The sequence below is a fragment of the Chitinilyticum aquatile DSM 21506 genome (genome assembly GCF_000430805.1).
Classification (GTDB): Bacteria; Pseudomonadota; Gammaproteobacteria; order Burkholderiales; family Chitinibacteraceae; genus Chitinilyticum; species Chitinilyticum aquatile.
The window spans coordinates 400,656-425,222 of record NZ_AUMS01000004.1; the positions used below are offsets into that span (position 1 = coordinate 400,656).

Consider the following 24,567-nt stretch of genomic DNA (forward strand, 5'->3'; position numbering starts at 1 on the left):
CAGCGCCCATCGCGTAAAAATTCATCAAACATCAACAGAGCCTAATACCTGGTGGCCTATTTCTTGCGGCTGCCCTGTTGTCCGGCCGCTGGCGGCGCGCGGCGGGCACCGGTCGGCTTCGCGCCTGCGTGCGGCTTGTCCGGTGTGGCAGAAGGTGTGCCACGCGAGCCGTTCTCGCGGCTGGAGGGTTTGCCGCCAGTGGGGCGGATCAGTGCCCGTGCCTTGTCCGGCGTACCCGGCCCGCCACCACCGCGGGCATTGCCGCGCGGCGCCTTCATGCTGCGCTCGGCGGCCGTTTCCGGCGGAATCAGGTGATTCGGGCTGTGGCCGATCAGGTCGCGCCGGCCCATCGCAATCAGCGCCTCGCGCAGGATGGGCCAGTTGGCCGGATCGTGATAGCGCAGAAAGGCCTTGTGCAGCGTGCGCTGCTTCGCGGCCTTGACGATCGCAACCTTCTCGCTGGAACGGCTCAGTTTTTTCAGCGGGTTGCGCCCGGTGTGCCACATGGTGGTGGCCATCGCCATCGGTGTCGGCGTGAAGGCCTGCACCTGGTCGGGGCGGAAGTGGTTTTTCTTCAGCCACAGCGCCAGGTTCAGCATGTCCTCGTCGGTCGTGCCCGGATGCGCAGCGATGAAGTAGGGGATCAGATACTGCTTTTTCCCCGACTTTTCCGAGTAGTAGTCGAAGAGTTTGCGGAATTTTTCGAAGGTGCCGATGCCCGGCTTCATCATTTTCGACAGCGGGCCGTCTTCGGTGTGCTCCGGCGCGATTTTCAGGTAGCCGCTGACGTGATGCTTGGCGAGCTCTTCGACGTATTCGGGGGATTCGGCGGCGAGGTCGTAGCGCACACCCGAGCCGATGGTGATCTTCTTCACCCCCGGCACTGCACGCGCCTTGCGGTACAGCTGCACCAGGCTGGAGTGATCGGTGTTGAGGTTTTCGCAGATGCCCGGATACACGCAGGACAAGCGGCGACAGGACGATTCGATTTTCGGGTCCTTGCACGCCAGCCGGTACATGTTGGCGGTCGGGCCGCCCAGATCGGTGATGTGGCCCTTGAAGCCGCGGGTCTTGTCGCGGATTTCCTCGATTTCGCTGAGGATGCTCTCGTGCGAGCGGCTCTGGATGATGCGGCCTTCGTGCTCGGTAATCGAGCAGAAGGTACAGCCGCCGAAGCAGCCGCGCATGATGTTGACCGAGAACTTGATCATCTCCCAGGCCGGGATGTGTGCGTCAGCGTAGGATGGGTGCGGGTTGCGGGCGTAAAAGAGACCGAACACGTAATCCATTTCCGGCGTGGTCAGCGGAATCGGCGGCGGGTTCAGCCACACGTCGCGTTCGCCGTGCTGCTGCACCATCGCGCGCGCATTGCCGGGGTTGGCTTCCAGATGCAGCGTGCGGCTGGCGTGCGCGTAGAGCACCGGATCGTGCGCGACAGCCTCGAAGGCCGGGATGCGGATCACGGTGGTCTTGCGGGCGGCTTTGCGCGCGGCGACGCGATCGGCCAGCGGCAGGAACTTGATTGTTTGCACGCCGGTGCTGGATTCAGCATTACCCTGGTGTATCTCCGGCTGCATTTCGTAGGGATTGAGGTGTGGATCAATGCGTCCCGGGGTATCGACGGTGGACGAATCCAGCTCCAGCCAGTGCGCATCCGGCTTCCAGCCGTATGGCACCAGAAAGGCCGTGCCGCGGATGTCGCGCATGTCTTTGAGTTTCTCGCCGGCGGCGGCGCGCTGCGCTACCTCGACCAGCGCGCGCTCGGCGTTGCCGAACAGCAGCAGGTCGGCCTTGGCATAGATCAGTGCCGACTGGCGCACCGTGTCGCTCCAGTAATCGTACTGGGCGATACGGCGCAGGCTGGCCTCGATACCGCCGATCATGATCTGCACGCCGGGATACGCCTCGCGGCAGCGCTGCGAGTAGATGTTCACCGCGCGGTCGGGTCGTTTGCCGGCGGCCGCGCCGGGGGTGTAGGCATCGTCCGAGCGCGGCTTTTTATCCGCCGTGTACTGGTTGATCATCGAGTCCATATTGCCCGATGTCACGCCAAAGAACAGGCGCGGCTTGCCCAATGCCTTGAAGGCGTCGGCGCTGTGCCAGTCCGGCTGCGCAAGGATGCCCACGCGCAGGCCCTGCGCTTCCAGTAGCCGCCCGACCAGCGCCATGCCAAAGCTTGGGTGGTCGATGTAGCAGTCACCCGTCACCAGAATGATGTCGCATTCGTCCCAGCCGAGCTGGTCCATCTCCGCACGGCTCATCGGCAGGAAGGGCGCGGGCGAACGCGGGCTGACGCCGGCAGGCAGCTGGAAAATCGGGGAGGGTGTGGCGGAAACGACGGAATTCATGAGCACGATGAGCGAAACTAATCGCGCATTGTCGCAGAAAAGCCGGGGCAATTCAAAAAAGCCTGATTTTTCATGGGGATAGACCTGCGGTCTGCAAGGTTATTTCTGCCGTGCCGCCGGGGTGGGCTGCGATGCGGTGGCCGGCCTGGCGGCCTGCATCAGACGGGTGATGTAGCGCTCCCGAATCATCTGCTGCAAGGCGGCATCCAGGCGCTGCCGCTCGGCGGCTGGCAGTCGTGCCGGATTCAGATAGACGCCAGCCTCGATCAGACCGAGTTCCGGTGCCGGGCGAGCGTCGAAGTTCGCGCGCAGCTCGGGCCCGATGCTCTGGTAAATTTCCGGTACAAAGGTTGTGGCAGCGATGCGGTCTTTTTCCAGTTTCTTCAGCAGCATGCCCCAGCCGGTGGAATAGTCGAGCTGACCGCTTGGGGCCAGTTTCGCCTGCAGGGCCAGCAATTCCGGTGTGGACTGCGTGCCGCGCAGCACGCCCAGGCGGCCGCTGCCGAGCGCGGCAGGCCCGCTGGCCACCGGGCTGCCACGCCGGGTGACCCACAGCAGATTGCCGTGGTACATGCGGTAGAACAGGCCGGCCTTGTTGCGCTCGGGCGAAGCAATGGCGCCGAGCACCAGCGTGAGCTCGCCGCGCTGGAACATGTACCAGATGCGTGGGTTGGGGTAGTCACCCATCCGGAGGGTGCAGCCGCTGAGCTCGCCCAGGCGCTGGTGCAGCGGCGGCAGGCCCTTGTCGGGGTTGCCGCCCAGCAGGCGCTCGACTTCCGGTGTCGTATACGCGGCAGCCAGCTCGCAGGCAGCAAGCCGGCCGACGCCGGGCAGCAGTGCGATGAGAAAGAATGCAATCCGTATGAACATGTGCACCCTGGCTGACGTGATTGTGGTGTGTATCTGGCGCCGCATGCCGGGTTTGAGTCAGCATGGGCCGTGCCTGCTCTTTGTAGCAGGCCGGCCGGGGGTCTGCCATCCGGGCCTGCTGGCAGGTCCGATCCACGAGCTGCTGCGCCTGCGGCCGGCACTGGGGTAGCGGATAGGGAAGTTTTCAAAAATGAAAAGGGTATATTCACGCAGCCTTTTACTATCAATGACTGCACGAATATACCCAATAAACAAACGTGGCTTACTTGATGGTGGCTGCCACGACCTGTACCGATTGCGTATCGCTGGCCAGCCAGAGTTCGCCATCCTGCAGAGTGGCATTGAGCCGCATTGTGCGTTCGGCCAGTTGCCCCAGCTCGGCAAAGGTATCCATGCCGATTTCGATCACATGCAGATTGTCGAAACGGCACACCTGGCCCTCGATTTTCTTCCACCAGGTGTCCGCCACGCGGTTGCCGTAGGTGTAGATCCAGACTTCGGCTGCGCGCTGGCAGGCCTGCCTGACGCGCTTTTCGTCGGGCTGGCCGAGGTCGATCCACAGTTCGATGTCGTCGGTCAGCGTCTTCTGCCACAGCGCCGGGTCTTCCTCGTCGCTGAGGCCACGGCCGAATTCCAGTGTTTCGCTGGCGTGGCGGGCAAAGGCAGCCAGCCGCAGCATCATGCGTTCGTCAGTCTCGGAAGGATGGCGTGCGAGGGTGAGGTGGTGCGTGGCGTAATAGCCGCGATCCATGTCGGAAATGGTGAGTTCGGCCTTGTAGACCGTTGCTTTGAGGGCCATGGCAGCGCAAAGGGGCAAAACCGCCAGTGTAACAAGCCACGGCTTTGCCTGCCTTGCCGAATGCCGCTCAGTCACCGCGGGGCAGCAGACGCCGGGCTTCCGCTTGTGGCAGATAGCGGCGATAGATCTGTTCGAGTGTGCCGTCGTGGCGGATCTGCATCAGCAACAGTGACCAGTCGGCTACCTCGCGCTCGTTGAAATGCTTGCGCGAGAACACCAGATGCCCGGTCACGCCGCGGTCTGCCGGCATCCAGTCGCGTGCGACGAAATCGCCAGGCACCGGCTGCTCATTCAGATAGAGCGCATAGGCAACAGGCTGGGCGAAGAGCCCCTGGATCTTGCCGCTGGCCAGCCAGGCGAACAGCTCCTCGATGTTCTGGGCTTCATCCACGCGGCCCTGCGCGCGCAGGGTGGCGATCAGCGCATCCTGCTCGTCACCATGCCGGTAGGACCTGACGACACCCCAGCGCCAGGCCGGGTTGGCGATGAAGGCAGCCGGGCCGCTGACCTGCTGGCCGATCTGGCGCGGCAGGATGACGACATTCTTGGTTTGCGTGTACGCAGGGCTGTAGAGCACGACGCGCGCGCGCTCCGGTGTGTAGAGCGCGGAAACGCTGATCATCAGCGCGCCGCTGGCGAGATCCTGCCAGATCTGCGCGCGCGGCATGACGCGAATGTCGAGCTTGCAGCCGCTGCGACGGCCCAGTTCTTCGATCACATCGCGGTCTATGCCCTTGCCGTCGTGGAATTGCACGCCAAATTCATAAAGGCCAACCGAAACCGGAGTAGCCGGGCAGGCTGGCCCGGCGGCACGGGCAAGGCAGGCGACAAACAGCAGGGCGATCAGGGCTGGCAAGCGGAACATGGCTGTCTCCGGCTGGCGTACAGATAAGCCCAATCTAGCCGCTGTGCCGTGCCCTGCTGCGGCTCGCTGTCAGCTTTGGCCGCCCGACGGCGGCCTGGGGCCCAGCAGCACGCGAGCCCAGACGGTACCCGGCGCGTGCAGCCGCCAGATCACGGCGTCAAGCAGGTAGTGGATCAGCTGCGGCAGGGCCAGCAGGGGTACCAGCCACACCAGCATCTCGTCGCTGGCCGGTGGCAGCCAGACGTTCAGCATGCTGAAAAGATCGGGGTGATCGCGCCAGACCAGCCGGTCCCACAGTGCTTCTTCACCCCAGCCCAGTGCGTACACGAAGGCCGCCAGCAGCAGCGCGCCAGCTGGCGTGAAAAGCCGCCCAAGCCCGGACCAGCGGTAGCGGTGCACGGGCGGTGCGAGTTTTTCCTGCCGGTGGCCGTACAGCCACACCAGTGCCAGATAGGGAATGCCGTGCGACAGTACATTGGTAGCGGTAAACGCCAGATCATTGTCGAAGGCAACAATGCCCACGCCCCAGCTCAGCGCGGTACCAGCCAGCCACAGCTGCTTGGGCCAGTTGATGCCATTGCCGCCCAGCCATTGGCGCACCGTGCGCCACAGGTGCATCACGGCCAATACCCCGTAGAGGATGCCGCTGAGAACCGTTAGCCAGTGGAGGTTCCAGCGCAATACATCACCAGCGACAAACCAGTGGAAGCTGCGCCCGGCGCTGTGCCAGAACAGCAGTGGCCACAGTGTGGCCAGATAGATCAACGCCTTCTCCTGCCACAGCACCACCTTGCTGACCGCCTCGCCGCGGCGGTAGAGCATGAAAAAGCCGTATTGCTGGCGCACGAAATGGAAAATGGCCAGATAGGCCAGTACCCGCCAGAACACCATGTGCCCGAAGCTGTAGAGCACGACGCCCCCCAGAAAACCTGCCAGCGGTACCCACAGATAAAGTGCCCGGCGTGCGGTGAATTCGCGCTCGTCCAGATAGGTGCGGAAGACGGTTGACCACACGTGACCGACATCGACGCCGACGATCAGCAGCAGCCACAGCCAGTCCGGCTGGGCCGACAGCTGCTGCACCACGCCGGGGAAAGCCAGTACCAGCAACGCCGGGCTGAAGAGCGGCGCGATCATCCAGACGAGGTCGAAACGCGGTGACGCAAGCCAGCGCGAGGCGTTGCTGCTCATGGCGGCCTTACTGCTCCGGGCCTTCGGTGATGATGATCATGTCCTCGCTGCGGATGTGGCGTTTCCAGGCTTCGCTGATGGTTTTTACGTCCAGTTTGGCAATCGACTCGCGCAGGCGGTCGTAATAATCCAGCGGCAGCTTCTTGTAGCCGAGCGAGCTGACCAGATCGAGCAGCTCCTGGTTGGTGGCCCCCCATTGCTCCATTTCCAGCAGGAAGAAGGATTTGCCTTCCTTCAGCTCGTCTTCAGAAGGACCGTTCTCATAGCGCAGCAACTCGGCGGCAAGTTGCTTGGCCATTTCCTGCTTCTGATCGTTGCGGGTTCGGGCCGTGATCTGCAGTGAGCCGCCATCGCGTGCCAGCACCATGCTGCTGGAGATGCCGTAGGTCAGCCCGGCTTGCTGGCGGATGGTTTTCATCAGCCGCGCGCGCTGGCCACTGCCGCCAAGGATGTAATTGCCCAGTAGCAGCGCCGGATAATCGGGTGAGCTGTTCGAAATCGTCAGCGGGTAGGCCACGATGAATTTGGTCTGGCTGCCGGCACGCGAAATGTGAACCGTGCGCTGTTCCAGCGGCAGCTCTGGCGGCGTGAATTTGGGCAACGGCGCCGCAGGCTCGCCCCTGGGCAGGTAGCGGGTGAGTTCTTCGACCATTTTCTCGACCTGGGCACGATCCACGTCACCCACAACGGTCAGCGTGAGGTTGCCGGGGCGGTAGTACTCGCGGTGAAAGCTGCGCATGCCCATTTCACCGACTGCATCCAGGCTGTCTTCATCGCGCAGGTCGAGGTTGGCGTAGGGGTGCTTGCCATACACGAGCTGGTCGATGCGGACATCGGCGCGGGCTTTTGCTGCTTCCCTGGGCGCCTGCTCTTTTTGCCAGTCGCGGCGGTAATCGGTTGACCGAGCGGGGAAGCGCGCTTCACTGAGCTGGCGGGCGAGCACCCCGACAATGGCGTTGTAATTGCCGCTGCGGCTGATCATGCGCAGCGAAATGCTGGCGCGATCACGACCGGCACTCATTCCAATGTGGTTGCCCGAATTGGCAATCTGCTGATAGGGGCGTTCCAGCTCGTAAGCTTCCAGCTCCTTGTCGAGGATGGCGGAAACAACCATGGTCGCCATGCCGGCCTTGCCGGCCGGGCTTCGGCTCTCGCCGGCGTCGAAGTCCAGCCGGAGGTCGATGACGGGCAGTTCGTGGCGAGGAACGAAATAGACTTCGGTGCCCTGTGCGGTGACCCAGTTTTCGATTTTCGGAAAGGCCTGTGCCGGACCGGCGGCTAGCAGCACCAGTACGGCAAGACCGGAAAGCAGGCGGACGACGTGTTTAGCGGCCATGGTTCATCTCCACATTGACCGGCTGGTTCTTTTCGGGTGGCAGGGCGTCCAGCACGGCGATGGTCAGGTATTTGTCGATCAGGTAGCGCTCGGCAACCCGTTCCAGGTCTTTCAGCTTGACCGCCTGCGTGCGCTGCAGATTGGCAACCCAGCTTTCCGGCGTTTCCCCCATGCTGTAGAGCAGGCCGAGGTGCATGGTTTTGTTGCTGAGCGCGTCATACTGGAAAATCTGCTCGGTCAGTACACGACGCTGTGCGCGTTCCAGCGTTTCGCGATACAGCCCCGCGCCCTGCAGCAGGCGCGCCTGCTTGTGCATCGCGCCTTCCAGCGTGCTCAGGCTGCGGTCGGCCGATTTGGCCGCGATCAGGCTGAAGCTGGGGGCTTCGCGCCCCAGCCAGCTGAAATCACTGCTCAGTGCGCTGCTGGCTTCAGCCAGCGAGGTGGTCTGGTATTCGCCATTGAGCATGCGCGCAAGCACCTGCAGTGCAGCGATGTCATCAGCCGGCAGTTCTCCGGGCAGCGACCAGCGGAAACTCACATAGCTGTTGTAGGACGGTGCCTTGACCACGACCCGGCGCGGCTCGTCCTTCTCCGCTGCCAGCGCAGGCGCCACATCCGGCCGTGCCGGTGCGGCCCTGGCGGGAATGGCACCGAAATGCTGCTGCACCAGCGCACGTGCCTGCGCCGGGTCGAAATCGCCGGCGATGACCAGCGTGGCGTTGCCCGGTACATACCATTGCTGGTACCAGTCACGCAGCTGCTGCGGCTGCAGGCTTTCCAGATCGGCCATGCTCCCGATCACGGCGATGCCCGGGCGAGTGTTGCCGAAGGTCAGCTTGTCCAGCTGCTCGTTCATCAGCATGACCGGATTATTGTCGTAGCGCAGCCGGCGCTCTTCCTTGATGACCTCGATCTCGGTCTTGAAATCGGCATCCTTCAGATCGAGATTGCGCATGCGGTCGGCTTCCAGCGCCAGCGCTTCCTTCAGGTAACGTGCGGGCAGCTGGATGTAGTAATAGGTGTTGTCGCTGGTGGTGTAGGCGTTCTCGCTGCCGCCCAGCTCGTGCACGCGTTTCGCGAAGCCGTCGCCGGGGAGGTTTTTGGTGCCGCGGAACATCATGTGCTCCAGCGCGTGGGCGATGCCGGTCTGGCCGAGCGGCTCGTCGAGCGAGCCGACCCGGTACCACACCTGCGTTTCCACGCGCGCGGCACGGTGGTCCGGGTGCAGCACGACCGCCAGCCCGTTCGGCAGCGTGTAGCGCTCGCTGGCGAGCAGCGGGTGCGGAAAATCCGGCATGGCGGAGGGCTCACCGCCCTGTATCTTGATCTCGGCAGCCTGCAGCGGTGCCGCATGGCCCAGCAGCAGGCCGAGCAGGCAGCCGGCCAGCGGCAGGCGCAGGCGGCGTGCAAATGAAAAGACGGACATGGAAAATCCTGGCTGAAGTATTGAATGACATTGTGCCAGAACCGTGGCGGCCGGAGCACAAGGGGTGGCGGCAAACAGCTGGCTGTGGGGCAGATTCTGGCAGTATATGGTCGTACCCTTTATTGTCATTGGGCAAGAAATACATACCATGAGGTGTATAAAAAGAAGCTCGCACAGCAGGCCGCTGTCGGAGCAATCGGTCAGCCGGCCTGCTGCCGTGACCTGCTTGTGCCCGTGGCCGCAAATCGCGATCATACCCGCCTGCCAACCGGAATCCTGTCGCCCCACCATGACCAGACCCACGCTGGGCGTTGCGCTCATCACCAAGAATGCCGCCTTGCGGCTCGACGAATGCCTGGCTTCGCTCACCTTCGCTGACGAAATCGTGCTGCTGGATTCCGGCAGCACCGACGACACGCTGGCGATTGCCGGCCGGCACGGCGTGAGAATCCACCACAGCAGCGATTGGCCGGGGTTCGGCATCCAGAAAAACCGCGCGGTCAACCTGCTGGAAACCGACTGGATTTTCTTCATCGATGCCGACGAGGTGGTACCGCCGGAGCTGGCTGCCAGCATTGTCGCCGCCATCACCGCGCCGCAGGCCGAAGTCTACGAGCTCAACCGCCTGTCGAGCTTCTGCGGCCACTGGATGCACCACTCAGGCTGGTATCCCGACTGGATTGCACGGCTGTTCAAGCGTGGCAGCGCGCGCTTTTCCGACGATCTGGTGCATGAGAGCCTGCGTTTTAACGGGAAGGCGGCACGGCTCAAGGGTGAACTGCTGCATTATTCGTATGAAAGCTACAGCGACGTGCTGCGCAAACTCGAACACTACTCCAGCCTCGGCGCGCAGCAGCGCCTCGCCCGCGGCGAAACCGCCAGCGTCGGTAAGGCAGTAACGCGCGGGCTGTGGGCGTTTTTACGCACCTACTTCCTGCGGCTGGGCTTTCTCGATGGCAAAGCGGGGCTGATGGTGGCGATCTTCAATGCCGAGACGGTGTATTACCGGTTTTTGAAGATGCAGCGTTGAAACTGGCGATGACTGAATGACAATTATCGATTTTAATCCAGCCCGAATCACTGGGATTCAGAAGACTGGTTCCACGTTGAGCGTCGTGTTTTTCCGTCAAATGGCATATGACGACAATCAGGAAATCATGACTCCTGTCGAATGCCAACTGTGTATCGAAGATGGCGAATGGCTTGGCGTTAACAGTATTTTGGACTTGGACAATCTTGAAGTGCGCAGTGCACAGGAAATGCGTCGCTGTTTTCTTCCATTGGATTGGCATTCAGACCAGTTTTCCGAGCTTTGGGCTGTTGATGAGTCGGGCCAACAAACGCTACTGGCTCGTGGGTCAAGCATGCGCCTTGAAGTGCTGAAGCGCTATGCATCAGCGAGTCGGTCGTAAACAGCGGTTGGTACGAATAGCGAAGCGTATTCATACACATGGCACATCCGGACGATTACGCTGGGCTAATCGTCTCTACTCGGGCTAATCAAATTTGGATTGTATATCCATTTTCGATGGCAGATTGGAGTAAGACATGGTCAATTACACACCATTCATCGCTGTTTGGTCTGTAGACGCGGAATTGCTTCATGACTATGTCGAAGGCTTTGAATGACTCAGTCGCTGAGGTAATGACATCTCTGATGATGAACCACTCCGATGTGTATATTTTTCCATCAATGCTTGTGCTTTTCATTTGTTTCAAGCCATCAATGTCTTTATTTATTTCCAGTCCTGTTACTAGATGGAGAGTGTAGAGCGCTTCTTCGACTGTTGGTTCTGACATCGCATTTCCTAGAGTGAATTTACGTCTTGGCAAGTTTATACAGGATTTCGGCCTTGCCTGATGCGGGAATATGTTCTTTCCATTGACGTTGAAATTTGAAAGTGGACCCAGCCCAAGCCTTGGTTGGGTATTCCCGATTCGCGTATCGATTTCACCGCGCGTAGGTTGGGCTGAATGAAATGAAGCCCAACATCGTTCCGCAACCACGTTGGGCTTCGCTGCGCTCAACCCAAGCTACCTGTCCAACAGCATCTAAATTTGTGATGGTCTGGCGGGTCGTTTCGACCCGCGTATCGATGCTCACCGCAAGGCACGGATGCAAAACATTCGCCCGGTTATTAATGGGTATTGCTCTGCAACCCTTTACATTAAATGGCTACAGGCCAATACCCACTGCTATTTATCCCGCGTCGCTGAACTGCACCGCATGCATCTGCGCGTACAGCCCGCCTTGTGCCAGCAGTTCGGCGTGGCGGCCGGTTTCGACGATCTTGCCGTGGCGCATCACGACGATGCGGTCAGCGTTTTCGATGGTCGACAGCCGGTGGGCGATGACCAGCGTGGTGCGATTTTTCATCAGGTTTTCCAGCGCGGCCTGCACCTTGCGTTCCGATTCGGTGTCGAGCGCCGAGGTGGCTTCGTCCAGAATCAGGATCGGCGCATTCTTGTAGATGGCGCGGGCGATGGCGAGGCGCTGGCGCTGGCCGCCAGAGAGTCGCACGCCGTTTTCGCCCAGCTCGGTATCAAAGCCCTGCGCCATCTGTTCGATGAATTCGGTGGCGAAGGCCGCGTCGGCGGCAGCGCGGATGCGCTCCATGTCCGGCCTGGCGTCGCCATAGGCGATGTTGGCGCTGACCGAATCGTTGAACAGCACCACGTCCTGGCTGACCAGTGCGATCTGGCTGCGCAGATTGCCGAGCTGGTAATCGGCCAGGGCAACGCCATCGAGCAGGATGCGCCCTTCGACCGGCTCGTAGAAGCGCGGCATCAGGTTGGCGAGCGTGGTCTTGCCGGAGCCGGACGAGCCGACGAGCGCGACAGTCTGGCCCGCCGGAATGTCGAGACTGACGCCATCGAGCGCCCATCTTTTCTCATCCGTGCTGTTTTCGTCACCGTAATGGAAACGCAGGTTCTCGATGCGGATGTCGCCGCGTGCGCGCTCGATGGTGCGCGTCCCGGTGTCGCGCTCGGCTTCCTGGTCGAGCACGTGATACACCGATTCAGCGGAAGCCAGCCCCTTGTTGAGCTGTTCGTTCATCTTGGTGATGCTCTTGATCGGCGCCTGCATCGCCATCATGGCAACAATGAAGGCCACAAATCCGCCAGCCGTGAGGTGGCCGGCCTGTGCCTGCAGTGTGGCGAAGTAGATGACGATGGCGAGCGTGGTGCCGATCATCATCATCATCAGGCTGGAATTCAGGCTGGAGGTGGCGGTCTGCTTCACATTCACCAGGCGCAGCCTGTTGTTCACCGCGCCGAAGCGGCCTTTTTCATATGCCTGTCCGCCGAAGATTTTCACCACGCGCTGGCCGGAGAAGGCTTCGTCGAGCGTGCTGGTGATGATGCCGACCTGGCTTTGCGATTCGCGCGCGAGCCGGCGCTGGCGTTTACCCACCAGCCGGATGCTCAGTGCTACGCCCGGAATCAGGCCGATGCACAGCAAGGTGAGGCGCCAGTCCTGGTAGAGCATCACGCCGAGGTAGAAACACACCGAGAGGATGTCGCGTACGAAGACGGTCATCACCTGGATGCTGGCCTGCATGATCTGGTTCACATCGTTGGTGATGCGCGAAATCAGTACGCCGACCGAGCTCTGGTCGAAAAAGCGCACCGGCATGTTGATCATGCGCGCGAACATCTTGTCGCGCAGGTCGGCAACGACACGGGTGCCGAGCCAGTTGCTGGTGTATTCGTTGCCGAAATTCGTCAGCATGCGCAGGATGGCCAGCCCGAAAATCTGCGCGGGCACGACCCAGGCGGCAGTGTGGGCGAGCGAATCGGCTTTCAGGTTCTGGTCGATCAGCGGTTTGAGCAGCAGCGTCATGCCGGCGTCAACGGCCGCCGCCAGGCCAAGGCAAACCATATTGAAGAGGATGATCGGCCAGTAGGGTTTGATTTCACCCAGTACGCGGAAATAGAGCTGCCTGCTGTTCATGTTGACTCCCTTCGAGCCGCGCATTATCGCCGAAATGCGGGCCGGGAGCATGCGGCAAATGTCCTTGCCGCCTCACCGACTTGCGGCGCTGGCATCAGAAATCGCCGTAGCGCGCCTGCAAGAGCCCGGCCACCACCGGCGTAACCGTTTCGGCACGGAAAAGGCGCGGGCCAAGCACAACAGGGGTATAGCCCTGTAGCCCAGCAGATTCGTCTTCTTGCCGGCTAAACCCCCCTTCGGGGCCAACCAGCATCACGGCGCTGGCGGCGCTGGCTGGCAGGCTGTCCCAGCTCACGGCACCGGTCGGGCACAGCAGCAGTTTCAACTCAGCAGCGCAGGGGCGCGCCAGCCATTGTTCAAGGCTGATGATGGGAAGAATCTGCGGAACACGGGTGCGGCCGCACTGTTCAGCAGCAGCGGCGGCAACGCCTTCCCAGTGGGCGATGCGTTTCTCGGCACGCTCGCCACTCAGGCGCTGCTGGCAGTACTGACTGGTGATCGGCTGGATGACATTTACGCCGAGTTCGGTAGCCTTCTGGATCGTGTAATCCATGCGGTCCGCCGCCGTGATGCTCTGCACCAGCGTGAGATGCAGCGGCGATTCGCGCGTGGTGGCGTCAAAGCTGGCCACGCGCACCGAGACGCTGCGCTTGCCCATCGCGGTAATCACCGCAGTGTGCTCGCCGCCTTCACCATTGAAGAGCGTGATGGCTTCGCCTGGCTGCATGCGCAAGACCTGCACATGGCGGGACTGGGCTTCCGGCAGATCGAATTCGGAGCCGGCAACAAGCGGCTGGGGCAGATGGAAACGCGGCATGGTCAGATATCGAGCGGTGGCAGGTCGTGGAAGCTGGACGGCACGTCTTCGCGGCGCGTAAACGTGACAAATTCATACGAATCCGGATCGGCGAGCATGGCGCGCAGCAGCTTGTTGTTGAGCGCGTGGCCGGACTTGAACCCGGAAAAACTGGCAATCAGCGGGTGGCCGAGGATGTAAAGGTCGCCAATGGCGTCGAGAATCTTGTGGCGCACGAATTCATCCTCGAAGCGCAGGCCGCCTTCGTTGATGACGCGGTATTCGTCGATCACGACGACATTGTCCATATTGCCGCCGCGGGCCAGTCCGTTGGCGCGCAGGTATTCGACCTCGTGAATGAAGCCGAAGGTGCGCGCGCGCGCAATTGCGTCGATGTAATTGGTGTTGGCGAAATCGAAGGCCACGGTCTGGCTGGATTTCTTGAAGGCCGGGTGCTGGAAATCGATGGTGAGCTGCACCTTGTAGCCGTCGTGCGGCTCGAGCTTCACCCATTTGTCGCCGTCGTGCACTTCGAGCGGCTTTTTCACGCGCACGAAACGCTTGGCCGCCGGCTGGTCGAGTACACCCGCACTCTGGATCAGGTAGATGAAGGGGGCCGCCGAGCCATCCATGATCGGCATTTCCTGCGCGTCGACTTCGACGAGCACATTGTCCAGCCCCAGCCCGGCAAAGGCCGACATCAGGTGCTCGATGGTTCCGACCCGCACATCATTGACGACCAGCGTGGACGACATGCGCGTGTCGTTGACCTGATCGGGGTGCACGCGAAACGGTTCGGTGCCGGCCAGATCGACCCGATGAAAGCGGATGCCGGAATCGATCGGGGCCGGCTTGAGCGTCAGCGTCGTCTTGACGCCGGAATGCAGGCCGACGCCGGTCGCGCGGATGGGGGTTTTCAGGGTGCGTTGCTGGAACATGGCGGAAACTCGTAAGCGACAGCCGCATTCTAGCAGCGGGATTTCACCGGCTGTATTGATTCGGGCAATCGGGATGATTGGCTGCGCTTAATCAGGGAGCTAAAAACCGCCTGTAGTCCGGGTTTTCACGGCGAAACCGGGAAAAAGCACGAAAAGAAAAACCTAGACACTGATTTTGCAGATGCCGATTTGCGCAGGGCCCTGCCCGGCGCTTGCTGCCGGCGGGACCCCCGCTTTTACCGGCGAGTACAGACGCAAAAGCCCGCCAGCCCGGGTCAGGGTGCTGGCGGGTTTGCTGATGCTGGCGGGTACTGCTTGCTACTGGAGCTGCTGACAGAATCCGGTGCAACGGTGCTGGCAAGGCGCGCGAGCTGCTGGCCGTACAGGGTGGTGTACGGCCGGTGAGCACAACGCAGGCCAGCAGGATTCTGTCTGCGGCCCTTAGTCGGCCTGGCGGCGCAGGAAGGCCGGAATGTCCATATCGACATTGCTGCCCACGCTGACCGGGGTACGGCCTGTGCTGGCACCCGCTTCTGAGCCGCGACGGTTGTTGCGCCAGATCGCCGGGGTATCGAAGTCTTCCGGGTTGATCACGGCGTTGTCGGTGCCGGTTTTCAGAGCCGGAGTGCTGACGACGGACAACTGCGGCTTGACGGCTTCCTTGCCGCCCAGACCGGTGGCGATCAGCGTCACGCGGATTTCATCACCCAGGCTGTCGTCGTAGACCAGACCATGCTTGACGATGGCATCTTCGGAAACCTGCTCGTGGATGATTTTCATCGCACGACTGATTTCAGCCTTCTTCAGCGAGGTGCGGCTGCCGGAGAAGTTGACCAGTACGCCGCGGGCACCCTTGAAGCTGATGTTGTCCAGCAGCGGGCTGTGGATGGCGGCCTCGGTGGCACGCTCGGCACGGTCTTCACCAGCGGCGCGGGCGGAGCCCATCATGGCCATGCCGACTTCGCGCATCACGGTCTGCACGTCGGCAAAGTCGACGTTGATCAGGCCCGGGTAATGGATGATTTCGACGATGGAAGCGACGGCATCACGCAGCACGTTGTCGGCGGCGCGGAAGGCTTCGTCGATGGTCACGTCTTCGCCCAGCACTTCTTCGAGCTTGGCGTTGGAAACGATGATCAGCGAATCAACGTAGCGCGAAAGTTCGTCGATGCCGGCCTGGGCGATTTTCTGGCGTACGCCTTCATCGGTGCCCGGTTTGCAGACCACGCCGACGGACATGATGCCCTTTTCGCGGGCGATCTGGGCAATGACAGGTGCTGCGCCGGTACCGGTGCCGCCGCCCATGCCGGCCGTGATGAACAGCAGGTCGGCGCCGTCGATCAGCTCGGCCAGGCGCTCGCGGTCTTCCTCGGCTGCCTGGCGGCCCATTTCCGGCTTGCAGCCGGCACCGAAACCGCGGGTTACGGCCTGACCCAGCTGCAGCACGTCATCGGCTTGCGACTGGCCCAGTACCTGGGCGTCGGTGTTGGCAGCAATGAACTGCACGCCGCGCAGATTGTGTTCGATCATGTTATTGATCGCGTTGCAACCGGCGCCACCCACGCCGATTACCTTGATGTTCACGTTATGAACTGATTCTTGTACTTCGATGGTCAATGCCATTTTGTTTCTCCTCTGACCCGATTTTACCGCCAAGCTGAATTAATCAGAAATCTGATTGCCTAAAAATTGTCTTTAAACCACGACTTCATGCGACCAAAAATATCGCCGATGCCAGCGTCCTTGCCGCGTCCCATCGGGTTTTTCATCATCTGTTCGCGTGCCAGCAGCAGTAAGCCGACTGCTGTCGAATAACGCGGGTTCTTCACCACCTCGGCCAGGCCGCCGACATACTTCGGCAAACCCAGACGGACCGGCATGTGGAAAATCTCTTCACCGAGTTCGACCATGCCCGGCATCAGTGCCGCGCCACCGGTAATGACGACGCCGCTGGAGAGGCGCTCGGCAAAGCCGGAGCGGCGCAGTTCCTGCAGCACCATGCTGTAAAGCTCTTCAACGCGGGGCTCGACCACTTCAGCGAGCGTATGGCGGCTCATCTGGCGTGCACCGCGCTCACCCACGCCCGGCACTTCGATCATGGCCGACGGGTCGGTCATGTGGCGCAGGGCGACGCCATGCTGCATCTTGATGCTTTCGGCTTCTCCGGTCGGCGTGCGCAGCGCCATGGCGATGTCATTGGTGACCTGGTCGCCGGCAATCGGAATCACCGCCGTGTGGCGGATTGCACCGTTGATGAATACGGCCATGTCGGTGGTACCGCCACCGATGTCGACCAGACACACACCGAGTTCCTTCTCGTCTTCAGTGAGCACCGCATGGGCACTGGCGAGCGGCTGGAGTACGACCTCGGCAATTTCGAGCCCGCAGCGGCGGATGCACTTGGTGATGTTCTGCACCGACGAGACTGCTCCCGAGACGATGTGCACGCGCACTTCAAGGCGCACGCCGGACATGCCCAGCGGCTCTTTCACGTCTTCCTGGCCGTCGATCACGTATTCCTGCGGCAGGATGTGCAGCACCTGATGGTCGGTGGGAATGTTCACCGCGCTGGCGGTTTCGATCACGCGGTCGATGTCGGCCTGCGTCACCTCGCGATCCTTGATGGCGACCATGCCGTGCGAATTGATGCCCTTGATGTGGCTGCCGGCAATGCCGGTGAAGACTTCGCGGATCTTGCAGTCGGCCATCAGCTCGGCTTCACCCAGCGCCGACTGGATGGCGGACACCGTTTTCTCGATGTCGACGACGACGCCGCGCTTGAGTCCCCTGGACGCAGCCGAACCCAGGCCCACCACATTCAGGGCGCCTTCATCGGTGATTTCGGCCACTACCGCCACCACTTTCGATGTGCCGATATCCAGGCCGACGATGAGATTTTTTGCGTCTCTAGTCACTGAAAACCTCTTTACCTAAACCAGTACTTTAAGTTTCCCGGTTAATTAATTGCTTTATATAGAATTATTCAAAATTCAGCCACTCAGGCCGATGCACGTACCGGCTTGGGTCTTGCCACCGGTGCCGATGCATTGGCGGCCTCGGGCCTGTAATCCGGCAAGCGCACGGCAAAACCGTTCGGATACCGCAAATCCACATACTCGAACGGCTGCTGCAGACGGGCCAGCGAGTGCGAGTAGGCGTTTACAAAACGCGCTACCCGTTCGCGGGCGCTGTCGCGGCCGATTTCGACAATCAGCTGTTTGTCCAGTTGCATGCGCCAGGCGCGGCGGTCGGACAGCCAGACATGCGTCGGTTTTCTGCCTATCGGTTGCAGCGCTGCCGTCAGAGCGACCAGCCCGTCGACCATTTCCTTTTCCGTGCCTTCCGGCCCTTCCAGTACCGGCAGTTCTTCGCCGGATGCCGCGTCGAAGCGCTCGCCGTGGACATTCACCAGCCCCGCGGCTCCCCAGCGTGCAATGGCGCGGTGTTCCTCGATATTCACTTCCAGCTTGTCCGGCCAGCGCCGGCGTACTTCCACTTTTCTTACCCACGGCAGCTTCTCGAATGCCTGCCGCGTTTTGTCCAGATCCAGCGTGAAGAAGGTGCCCTTCACTTCGTTCTTCACGATGTACTGCAATTGCTCGCGCGTGATGTGCTCCAGATTGCCATCCACCTTGATGCGCTTGACCGGAAACAGCGGTGAATGCACCGTGAGGAACAGCAGCGAGTAGAACAGCAGCAGCAGCGCCAATGCGGTGAGCAAATTGGCCAGCCAGAGCAGCAGTTGCGGCTTATCCCACATGTTTTTCCCCTTGCTGCGCTACTGCGCCGCCCCCAGACTGCGTCGCGCGCTGCTCGCCATCCTCACGTACCGCATGTACGTTCCGGTGGCTGCGCTGCGGACTCCTTGCCTGGAGCCGGCTCGCTACGCACATCAAGGGGAAAAAAGCTTCGAACACGTTTTCTGCTCTCCTACAGCGTGGTGTCCAGCACCTTCAGCACCAGATCCTCGTAGCTCAGCCCTGCTTCGCGGGCTGCCATCGGGAACAGGCTGTGGCTGGTCATGCCCGGAGCGGTGTTTGCTTCGAGCAGGTAAATGGTGCCATCGGTGTCGGTCAGAAAGTCGATGCGCGCCCAGCCCGAAGCACCCAGTACCCTATAGGCTTTCTCGGAAAGCTGGCGGGCCAGTGCTTCGTCGGCGTCCGACAGGCCCGCCGGGCAGCGGTATTCGGTATCGTCACGCAGGTACTTGGCGTCGTAGTCATAGAACTCGGTTGCCGGAATGATGCGCACCGATGCTAGCGCCTTGCCGTCCAGCACGGCGCAGGTGAACTCGCCACCGGCGATATTGCGTTCGGCCAGCACGATGGCATCGTGCTTCGAGGCTTCGGCCCAGGCTGCCTGGCATTCGTCCAGTGATTTCAGCTTCACCACGCCGACACTCGATCCCTCGCTGGCAGGCTTCACGAAGAGCGGCAGGCCGAGTTCGTCAGCGGCGCGCACCAGTTCGTCGGCACTCTCAACGATGCGGTATTCGGGCACCGGCAGACCGGCAGCTTCCCACAGCAGCTTGGTGCGCCACTTGTCCATGGCAATCGCCGAGGCCATTACGCCGCAGCCGGTGTAGGGAATGCCGAGGAATTCCAGCGCGCCCTGGATGGTGCCGTCTTCGCCGCCACGGCCGTGCAGGATCAGGAAGGCGCGGTCAAAGCCTTCGTCCAGCAATGCCGCCAGCGGTTTCTCGGCAGGGTCGAAGGCATGTGCATTGACGCCGCGGCTTTGCAGTGCGGCCAGCACGCCACCACCGCTCATCAGCGAGACTTCGCGCTCTGCCGAATTGCCACCCATGATCACGGCGACCTTGCCGTAGTTGTTTGTAGTCATCGCTCAGTTCTTCACTATCAGTTTTGCCGGTACGCCGCCAATCGACCCGGCGCCCATGGTCATGATCACATCGCCGTCCTGCGCGCTGGCCAAGATGGTTTCCGGCAGATCGGCGATGCTTTCGACAAAAATCGGTTCGACGCGGCCGGCAACCCGTACCGCGCGGGCCAGCGCCCGGCCGTCGGCGGCCACGATCGGTGCTTCGCCGGCGGCATAGACCTCGGCGAGAATCAGGCCATCGACGGTCGAGAGCACCTTCACGAAATCCTCGAAGCAGTCACGGGTGCGCGTGTAGCGATGCGGCTGGAACGCCAGCACCAGCCGCCGGCCCGGGAACGCGCCACGGGCGGCAGCCAGTGTCGCGGCCATTTCCACCGGGTGGTGACCATAGTCATCGACCACCGTGATGCTGCCGCGACTGCTGCCGTCTGCTGCCGCTGGCAAGTTCACTTCGCCGTAGCGCTGGAAGCGGCGGCCCACGCCGGCGAATTCGGCCAGCGCCTCCTGGATGGCGGCCTCGTCGGCGCCGACTTCCAGTGCCACGCCAATTGCGGCCAGCGTGTTCAGTACGTTGTGGTGTCCCGGGGTATTCAGCACCACCGGAATGCGGCGGGTTTCGCCGTTTTCCCACACGGCATCGAAATGCATCTGGCCGCCGACGGCACGGATGTTCTCGGCGCGCAGCATGGCGTCGTCGCTGACGCCATAGGTCGTCACCGGGCTGGTGACACGCGGCAGGATGGCGCGCACGTGCGGATCGTCGATGCACAGCACGGCACGCCCGTAGAAGGGCAGATGGTGCAGGAAATCGACGAAGGCCTGCTTCAGTTTCTCGAAATCATGCCCGTAGGTGTCCATGTGATCCTGGTCGATATTCGTGACGACCGAAATCACCGGGCTGAGCAACAGGAAGGACGCATCACTCTCGTCGGCTTCGGCCACCAGAAAATCACCGCTGCCCAGCCGGGCATTGCTGCCAGCCGCGTGCAGCTTGCCGCCGATCACGAAGGTCGGATCGAACCCGGCGGCTTCCAGAATCGACGCGGTCAGGCTGGTGGTGGTGGTCTTGCCATGTGTGCCGGCAATGGCGATGCCCTGCTTCAGGCGCATCAGCTCGGCCAGCATCATCGCGCGCGGCACGACCGGGATTTTCTTTTCGCGTGCGGCGACGACTTCCGGATTGTCATCCTTTACCGCGCTGGATATCACCACCACGTCGGCGCCTTGCATGTATTCAGCCGCGTGCCCCAGATGCACGGTGGCTCCGGCTGCCTGCAGGCGCTGGGTCGTGGCGTTGCTGCCGAGATCCGAGCCGCTGATGGTGTAGCCGAGGTTCAGCAGCACTTCGGCGATGCCGCTCATGCCGACGCCTCCGATGCCCACGAAATGGATGTGATGGACTTTATGTTTCATTTACTGCGCCAGTTCTTCAATGACGGCCACCACGCTGGCGGTGGCGTCGGGTTTGGCCAGTTTCCGCGCGGCAATCGCCTGCGCCAGACACTGGTCGCGATTCAGGTTCTGCAGCAGGCCTGCCAGTCGGTCTGCGTTAAATACATTCTGGGGTATCAGCTCACCGCCCTTGTTGTCGCTGAGATGACGGGCATTACCCGTCTGATGATCATCAACCGCATGTGGAAAAGGCACCAGCACGCTGGCAGCGCCAACGCAGGCCAGCTCGGAAACCGTGAGGGCGCCGGCGCGGCAGATCACCAGATCGGCTTCCGCATAAGCACTGGCCATGTCCTTGATGAAGGGCACGCATTCGGCGGCAACGCCGGCAGCGGCATAGTTGGCGCGCAGGCTCTCGATGTGTTTTTCACCGGCCTGATGCGTGACCAGCGGGCGAGCCTCCGTGCTCAGCAGGGCGAGTGCCTTCGGAACTTCTTCGTTGAACACCTGTGCGCCGAGCGAGCCGCCAACGACCAGCACGCGCAAGGGGCCGCTGCGGCCGGCAAAGCGGGCTTCAGGGGCCGGCACGGTGGTGATTTCCTCACGCACCGGATTACCGACACAACCGTCGCGCCCCGGGAAGGCCGACGGGAAGGCAAACAGCACGCGGCTGGCGATTCTTGCCAGCGTCTTGTTGGTCAGGCCGGCGACCGAGTTCTGTTCGTGAATCACCAGCGGCAGCCACAGGAGGCGCATCGCCAGCCCGCCGGGGAAGCCGGTAAAGCCGCCGAAGCCGATCGCCACGTCCGGGCGATGGCGGAAAATCACGCGCAAGGCACCGAACAGCGCTTTCAGCTGTACCCAGGGCTGCGCCAGTTTTTTCAGCAGGCCCTTGCCGCGCACACCGGTGATGGCAAGCGTTTCCAGCGGAATGCCGTACTGCGGAACGACGCGGGTTTCCATCGCGCCGGCGGCACCCAGCCACACGACCTTCCAGCCGCGGGCTTCGACGGCCTGTGCGACTGCCAGTGCCGGAAAGATGTGGCCGCCAGTACCGCCTGCCATCACGAGAATGGTCCGGCGACCTGCTTGTCCAATCTGGGGCGACACGCTTGTTTCGGCCTTTTGTGTGCGGGCACTGCGCCGACTATATATCGCGACAATCAGTGTTATCAGTGCGATTAAAGGAATGATCAGAACGGATGAGCTCACAGGCTGTACCCCTTGATCATCTGGCGGTTTTCATAATCGATGCGCAGCAGCACGCCCAGCGCCAGCAGATTGGCCACAATGCCGGAACCACCAAACGAGAGCAGCGGCAGGGTCAGCCCCTTGGTCGGCAGCAGGCCCATGTTCACGCCGATATTGATGATCGACTGCACGCCGATCCAGATGCCGATGCCCTGTGCGGCCAGCGCCTGCCAGTGGCGTTCCAGCTTGGCGGCCTGCAGGCCGATGCGGAATGCCCGGAATACGAGGAAAGTGAACAGCAGCACGACCACCGTTACCCCGACAAAACCGAATTCCTCGGCAATGATGGCCATCAGGAAGTCGGTGTGCGCCTCGGGCAGATAGGAGAGTTTTTCCACGCTGGCACCCAGCCCGACACCGGTCCACTCACCGCGACCGAAGGCAATCAGCGAATGCGACAGCTGGTAGCCCTTGCCGAACGGGTCTTCCCACGGATTCATGAAGCCGAGCACGCGTGCGCGGCGGTATTCGGAAGACATGATGAGCGCGGCAAATGCGCCGCCGAGCAGCACCACCAGACCGGCAAACAGCTGCCAGTTGTAACCGCCGATGAAGAGCAGGCCCATGGCAATCGCCGTGATGACGACAAACGCCCCCATGTCGGGCTCGAGCAGCAGCAGGGCGCCGACGAGGGCCATGACCAGCCCCATGGGCAGCAGTACCTTGGTAATGCTGTCGATGAACTTGCCGGTCATGCTGTGTGCCTTGCGCACGGCATAGTCGGCGGCGTACAGCACGACAAAGAACTTCATCAGTTCGGATGGCTGCAAATTGATCACGGCCAGCGACAGCCAGCGCCGCGAACCGTTGACTTCGCGTCCGACGCCCGGAATCAGCACCAGTACCAGCAGCAGGATGCCGAACAGGAACAGCATCGGTGCGTAATCCTGCCAGTGTCTGGTCGCAATGCTGAAGCCGAACATGCCGGCCGCCAGCCCGACCACAAGGAACATGCTGTGGCGGGTCAGGAAATACGTGGCCTTGAAGCCGGTATCCTTGTCGACTTCGGCCATTGCAATCGAGGCCGAATAGACCATCACCAGGCCGATCGACAGCAGCAGCAGCACGCACCACAGCAGCGCCGGATCATAAGCGCTCATGGTGGGTTTCAGCCGCTTCATCGCCTGATAGAAGATCTGCTTCATGCCGTTCAGGCCCCCAGTGCCTTCACGGCCGCGATGAATACTTCGGCGCGGTGGTGATAGTTGCGGAACATGTCGAGGCTGGCGCAGGCCGGCGACAGCAGAACGGCATCGCCCGGCTCGGCCAGATTGGCGGCCATCTGAACGGCCATTTCCAGTGTCGGCACCTGCAGTACCGGCAGGAAGGCTTCGCCTTCGTCATTTTCCGTGACGAGTTGCGACTGTGCTTCATTCAGCGCTTCGGCCAGCAGCGGGCCATCACGTCCGATCAGAACTACGGCGCGGCAGATGCGCTCGCAGGCCGGAACCAGCGGACGGAAATCCTGACCCTTGCCGTCGCCACCGGCGATCAGCACCACCGGCTGGGTCATGCCCTTCAGTGCGGCTTCGGTTGCGCCGACATTGGTACCTTTCGAGTCGTCGTAATAGCGCACGCCAGCGACTTCGGCGACGAATTCGACCCGGTGCGGCAGGCCCTTGAAGGCTTTCAGTGCAGCCACCAGCGGGCCGGTGGCGAGGCCAATGGCACGGCACAGTGCGATTGCCGAAAGCGCATTCACCGCATTGTGCAGGCCGGCCAGCGGCAATTCGCTGGCCTTGAGCAATTCATAATCACCGGCACGCAGGCTGAAGTCATCCCCCAGCGCCACCAGGCCATATTCACTGCCATTGCGCGGGGTATCTGCCCCGAACCAAACAATGTCGCGGCCTGCGCGCGCCATACCCCGGCACCAGCCGTCCTCGCGGTTCAGCACCATCACTCCGAGCCCCTCGAAAATCCGCGCCTTGGCCGCGGCGTATTCGCGCATGCCGGCATAGCGGTCGAGGTGGTCTTCGCTGATGTTCAATACCGCCGCCGAGTCGGGCTTCAGCGACGAGGTGGTTTCGAGCTGGAAGCTGGAGAGCTCCAGCACCCACACGTCCGGCAGCTTGCCTTGTGCTTCGTAGTCGGCCAGTGCTTGCAGTACCGGCAGACCAATATTGCCGGCGATGACGGTATCGAGCCCGGCGGTTTTGCACATTTCACCGACCATGGTCGTGACAGTGGATTTGCCGTTCGAACCGGTAATTGCAATCACCTTGCTGCCCTTGCCTTCGAGGGCCTGGGCCAGCAATTCGACATCGCCCACCACGGGCACGCCGCGTGCGGCGGCCGCGGCGATGGCGGGAGTCGCGACCGGTACACCGGGGCTGGTGACCAGCAGATCGGCATCAGCAAACGTGTTGTCGTCAAAGGCACCAAGGCGGACTTCGATGTCCGGCAGTGCTGCCTGCAGGGCTGCGAGGCTGGGCGGGGCGCTGCGGCTGTCGGCCGCCGTGACGCGCGCGCCGTGTTTGGCCAGCCACAGGGCAGTAGGCAGACCGGTTTCACCCAGGCCAACGACGATGCAGTGTTTACCGTTGAGCTTCATATTC

22 protein-coding genes are annotated in these 24,567 nt (G+C 61.8%); 3 read left to right on the forward strand and 19 right to left on the reverse strand.

Features of this window, described 5'->3' with window-relative positions; all coding sequences use genetic code 11:
• Nucleotides 1-56: 56 nt before the first annotated feature.
• A complete protein-coding gene (locus H559_RS0104720; RefSeq protein ID WP_081412874.1) occupies nucleotides 57-2,348 on the reverse strand; it encodes a YgiQ family radical SAM protein in 2,292 nt (763 codons plus the stop codon).
• A 99-nt stretch (nucleotides 2,349-2,447) separates the two neighbouring features.
• Nucleotides 2,448-3,218, reverse strand: a complete 771-nt coding sequence (locus H559_RS0104725; protein WP_028451744.1) for a transporter substrate-binding domain-containing protein — start codon at nucleotides 3,216-3,218, stop codon at nucleotides 2,448-2,450.
• Here H559_RS0104725 and H559_RS22555 point away from each other — a divergent pair.
• Nucleotides 3,211-3,387: a hypothetical protein gene (locus tag H559_RS22555; protein WP_155845293.1), complete on the forward strand. Its 177-nt coding sequence runs from the start codon at nucleotides 3,211-3,213 to the stop codon at nucleotides 3,385-3,387. The two genes, H559_RS0104725 and H559_RS22555, sit on opposite strands and share 8 nt — an antisense overlap.
• A 93-nt stretch (nucleotides 3,388-3,480) precedes the next feature.
• On the opposite strand, the gene H559_RS0104735 is transcribed toward H559_RS22555, so the two are convergent.
• The 5 genes from H559_RS0104735 to H559_RS0104755 form a co-directional block, all read right to left on the reverse strand.
• On the reverse strand, nucleotides 3,481-4,017 hold the full coding sequence (locus H559_RS0104735; protein WP_028451745.1) for a YaeQ family protein: 537 nt from the start codon (nucleotides 4,015-4,017) through the stop codon (nucleotides 3,481-3,483).
• A gap of 67 nt (nucleotides 4,018-4,084) precedes the next feature.
• Nucleotides 4,085-4,882 carry a substrate-binding periplasmic protein gene (locus H559_RS0104740; protein WP_028451746.1) on the reverse strand — a complete coding sequence of 266 codons (798 nt, stop codon included), beginning with the start codon at nucleotides 4,880-4,882 and terminating at the stop codon, nucleotides 4,085-4,087.
• Between the two features lie 69 nt (nucleotides 4,883-4,951).
• Complete coding sequence (locus tag H559_RS18995; RefSeq protein ID WP_051278938.1) at nucleotides 4,952-6,073, reverse strand: hypothetical protein; 1,122 nt, start codon at nucleotides 6,071-6,073, stop codon at nucleotides 4,952-4,954.
• A 7-nt stretch (nucleotides 6,074-6,080) separates the two neighbouring features.
• Entirely contained in the window at nucleotides 6,081-7,409 is a 1,329-nt protein-coding gene (locus H559_RS0104750; RefSeq protein WP_028451747.1) for a M16 family metallopeptidase, read from the reverse strand.
• On the reverse strand, nucleotides 7,399-8,835 hold the full coding sequence (locus H559_RS0104755; protein ID WP_028451748.1) for a M16 family metallopeptidase: 1,437 nt from the start codon (nucleotides 8,833-8,835) through the stop codon (nucleotides 7,399-7,401). The genes H559_RS0104750 and H559_RS0104755 overlap by 11 nt, the downstream gene beginning before the upstream one ends.
• Nucleotides 8,836-9,124: 289 nt before the next feature.
• Here H559_RS0104755 and H559_RS0104760 point away from each other — a divergent pair, with 289 nt between their 5' ends.
• Nucleotides 9,125-9,865: a glycosyltransferase family 2 protein gene (locus H559_RS0104760; RefSeq protein WP_028451749.1), complete on the forward strand. Its 741-nt coding sequence runs from the start codon at nucleotides 9,125-9,127 to the stop codon at nucleotides 9,863-9,865.
• Nucleotides 9,866-9,881: 16 nt separating this feature from the next.
• Nucleotides 9,882-10,247: a hypothetical protein gene (locus H559_RS0104765; RefSeq protein ID WP_028451750.1), complete on the forward strand. Its 366-nt coding sequence runs from the start codon at nucleotides 9,882-9,884 to the stop codon at nucleotides 10,245-10,247.
• Between the two features lie 88 nt (nucleotides 10,248-10,335).
• On the opposite strand, the gene H559_RS22560 is transcribed toward H559_RS0104765, so the two are convergent.
• The 12 genes from H559_RS22560 to murD form a co-directional block, all read right to left on the reverse strand.
• Entirely contained in the window at nucleotides 10,336-10,863 is a 528-nt protein-coding gene (locus tag H559_RS22560) for a hypothetical protein (RefSeq protein ID WP_155845295.1), read from the reverse strand.
• A 172-nt stretch (nucleotides 10,864-11,035) separates the two neighbouring features.
• A complete protein-coding gene (gene msbA, locus H559_RS0104775) occupies nucleotides 11,036-12,790 on the reverse strand; it encodes a lipid A export permease/ATP-binding protein MsbA (protein WP_028451752.1) in 1,755 nt (584 codons plus the stop codon).
• Nucleotides 12,791-12,884: 94 nt separating this feature from the next.
• Nucleotides 12,885-13,607 (reverse strand): 16S rRNA (uracil(1498)-N(3))-methyltransferase, encoded by a 723-nt coding sequence (locus H559_RS0104780; protein WP_028451753.1) that lies wholly within the window; start codon nucleotides 13,605-13,607, stop codon nucleotides 12,885-12,887.
• A 2-nt stretch (nucleotides 13,608-13,609) separates the two neighbouring features.
• Nucleotides 13,610-14,524: a UDP-3-O-acyl-N-acetylglucosamine deacetylase gene (gene lpxC, locus H559_RS0104785; RefSeq protein WP_028451754.1), complete on the reverse strand. Its 915-nt coding sequence runs from the start codon at nucleotides 14,522-14,524 to the stop codon at nucleotides 13,610-13,612.
• 441 nt (nucleotides 14,525-14,965) lie between these two features.
• Nucleotides 14,966-16,147: a cell division protein FtsZ gene (gene ftsZ, locus H559_RS0104790; RefSeq protein WP_034639668.1), complete on the reverse strand. Its 1,182-nt coding sequence runs from the start codon at nucleotides 16,145-16,147 to the stop codon at nucleotides 14,966-14,968.
• 59 nt (nucleotides 16,148-16,206) lie between these two features.
• Entirely contained in the window at nucleotides 16,207-17,439 is a 1,233-nt protein-coding gene (gene ftsA / locus H559_RS0104795) for a cell division protein FtsA (RefSeq protein ID WP_028451756.1), read from the reverse strand.
• Nucleotides 17,440-17,522: 83 nt separating this feature from the next.
• Entirely contained in the window at nucleotides 17,523-18,284 is a 762-nt protein-coding gene (locus tag H559_RS0104800; protein ID WP_028451757.1) for a cell division protein FtsQ/DivIB, read from the reverse strand.
• Nucleotides 18,285-18,454: 170 nt separating this feature from the next.
• Complete coding sequence (locus tag H559_RS0104805) at nucleotides 18,455-19,366, reverse strand: D-alanine--D-alanine ligase (protein WP_028451758.1); 912 nt, start codon at nucleotides 19,364-19,366, stop codon at nucleotides 18,455-18,457.
• 3 nt (nucleotides 19,367-19,369) lie between these two features.
• Nucleotides 19,370-20,779, reverse strand: coding sequence for a UDP-N-acetylmuramate--L-alanine ligase (gene murC / locus H559_RS0104810; RefSeq protein WP_028451759.1), 1,410 nt, complete (start codon nucleotides 20,777-20,779; stop codon nucleotides 19,370-19,372).
• Complete coding sequence (gene murG / locus H559_RS0104815; protein ID WP_028451760.1) at nucleotides 20,780-21,856, reverse strand: undecaprenyldiphospho-muramoylpentapeptide beta-N-acetylglucosaminyltransferase; 1,077 nt, start codon at nucleotides 21,854-21,856, stop codon at nucleotides 20,780-20,782. It lies immediately after the preceding gene.
• A gap of 110 nt (nucleotides 21,857-21,966) precedes the next feature.
• Complete coding sequence (ftsW, locus tag H559_RS0104820) at nucleotides 21,967-23,154, reverse strand: putative lipid II flippase FtsW (protein ID WP_081412876.1); 1,188 nt, start codon at nucleotides 23,152-23,154, stop codon at nucleotides 21,967-21,969.
• 5 nt (nucleotides 23,155-23,159) lie between these two features.
• Complete coding sequence (murD, locus tag H559_RS0104825) at nucleotides 23,160-24,563, reverse strand: UDP-N-acetylmuramoyl-L-alanine--D-glutamate ligase (protein ID WP_028451762.1); 1,404 nt, start codon at nucleotides 24,561-24,563, stop codon at nucleotides 23,160-23,162.
• Nucleotides 24,564-24,567: the final 4 nt, after the last annotated feature.

Bases quoted from the DNA above. Each gene is read 5' to 3' on its own strand.
- H559_RS0104800 (WP_028451757.1), bottom strand. From the start codon at position 18,284: ATGTGGGATAAGCCGCAACTGCTGCTCTGGCTGGCCAATTTGCTCACC.
- ftsW (WP_081412876.1), bottom strand. From the start codon at position 23,154: ATGAAGCAGATCTTCTATCAGGCGATGAAGCGGCTGAAACCCACCATG.
- H559_RS0104805 (WP_028451758.1), bottom strand. From the start codon at position 19,366: ATGACTACAAACAACTACGGCAAGGTCGCCGTGATCATGGGTGGCAAT.
- msbA (WP_028451752.1), bottom strand. From the start codon at position 12,790: ATGAACAGCAGGCAGCTCTATTTCCGCGTACTGGGTGAAATCAAACCC.
- H559_RS0104780 (WP_028451753.1), bottom strand. From the start codon at position 13,607: ATGCCGCGTTTCCATCTGCCCCAGCCGCTTGTTGCCGGCTCCGAATTC.
- H559_RS0104740 (WP_028451746.1), bottom strand. From the start codon at position 4,882: ATGTTCCGCTTGCCAGCCCTGATCGCCCTGCTGTTTGTCGCCTGCCTT.
- murD (WP_028451762.1), bottom strand. From the start codon at position 24,563: ATGAAGCTCAACGGTAAACACTGCATCGTCGTTGGCCTGGGTGAAACC.
- H559_RS18995 (WP_051278938.1), bottom strand. From the start codon at position 6,073: ATGAGCAGCAACGCCTCGCGCTGGCTTGCGTCACCGCGTTTCGACCTC.
- lpxC (WP_028451754.1), bottom strand. From the start codon at position 14,524: ATGTTCCAGCAACGCACCCTGAAAACCCCCATCCGCGCGACCGGCGTC.
- H559_RS0104725 (WP_028451744.1), bottom strand. From the start codon at position 3,218: ATGTTCATACGGATTGCATTCTTTCTCATCGCACTGCTGCCCGGCGTC.
- H559_RS0104755 (WP_028451748.1), bottom strand. From the start codon at position 8,835: ATGTCCGTCTTTTCATTTGCACGCCGCCTGCGCCTGCCGCTGGCCGGC.
- ftsZ (WP_034639668.1), bottom strand. From the start codon at position 16,147: ATGGCATTGACCATCGAAGTACAAGAATCAGTTCATAACGTGAACATC.
- H559_RS0104750 (WP_028451747.1), bottom strand. From the start codon at position 7,409: ATGGCCGCTAAACACGTCGTCCGCCTGCTTTCCGGTCTTGCCGTACTG.
- H559_RS0104720 (WP_081412874.1), bottom strand. From the start codon at position 2,348: ATGAATTCCGTCGTTTCCGCCACACCCTCCCCGATTTTCCAGCTGCCT.
- H559_RS0104735 (WP_028451745.1), bottom strand. From the start codon at position 4,017: ATGGCCCTCAAAGCAACGGTCTACAAGGCCGAACTCACCATTTCCGAC.
- H559_RS0104760 (WP_028451749.1), top strand. From the start codon at position 9,125: ATGACCAGACCCACGCTGGGCGTTGCGCTCATCACCAAGAATGCCGCC.
- murC (WP_028451759.1), bottom strand. From the start codon at position 20,779: ATGAAACATAAAGTCCATCACATCCATTTCGTGGGCATCGGAGGCGTC.
- H559_RS0104765 (WP_028451750.1), top strand. From the start codon at position 9,882: ATGACAATTATCGATTTTAATCCAGCCCGAATCACTGGGATTCAGAAG.
- H559_RS22555 (WP_155845293.1), top strand. From the start codon at position 3,211: ATGAACATGTGCACCCTGGCTGACGTGATTGTGGTGTGTATCTGGCGC.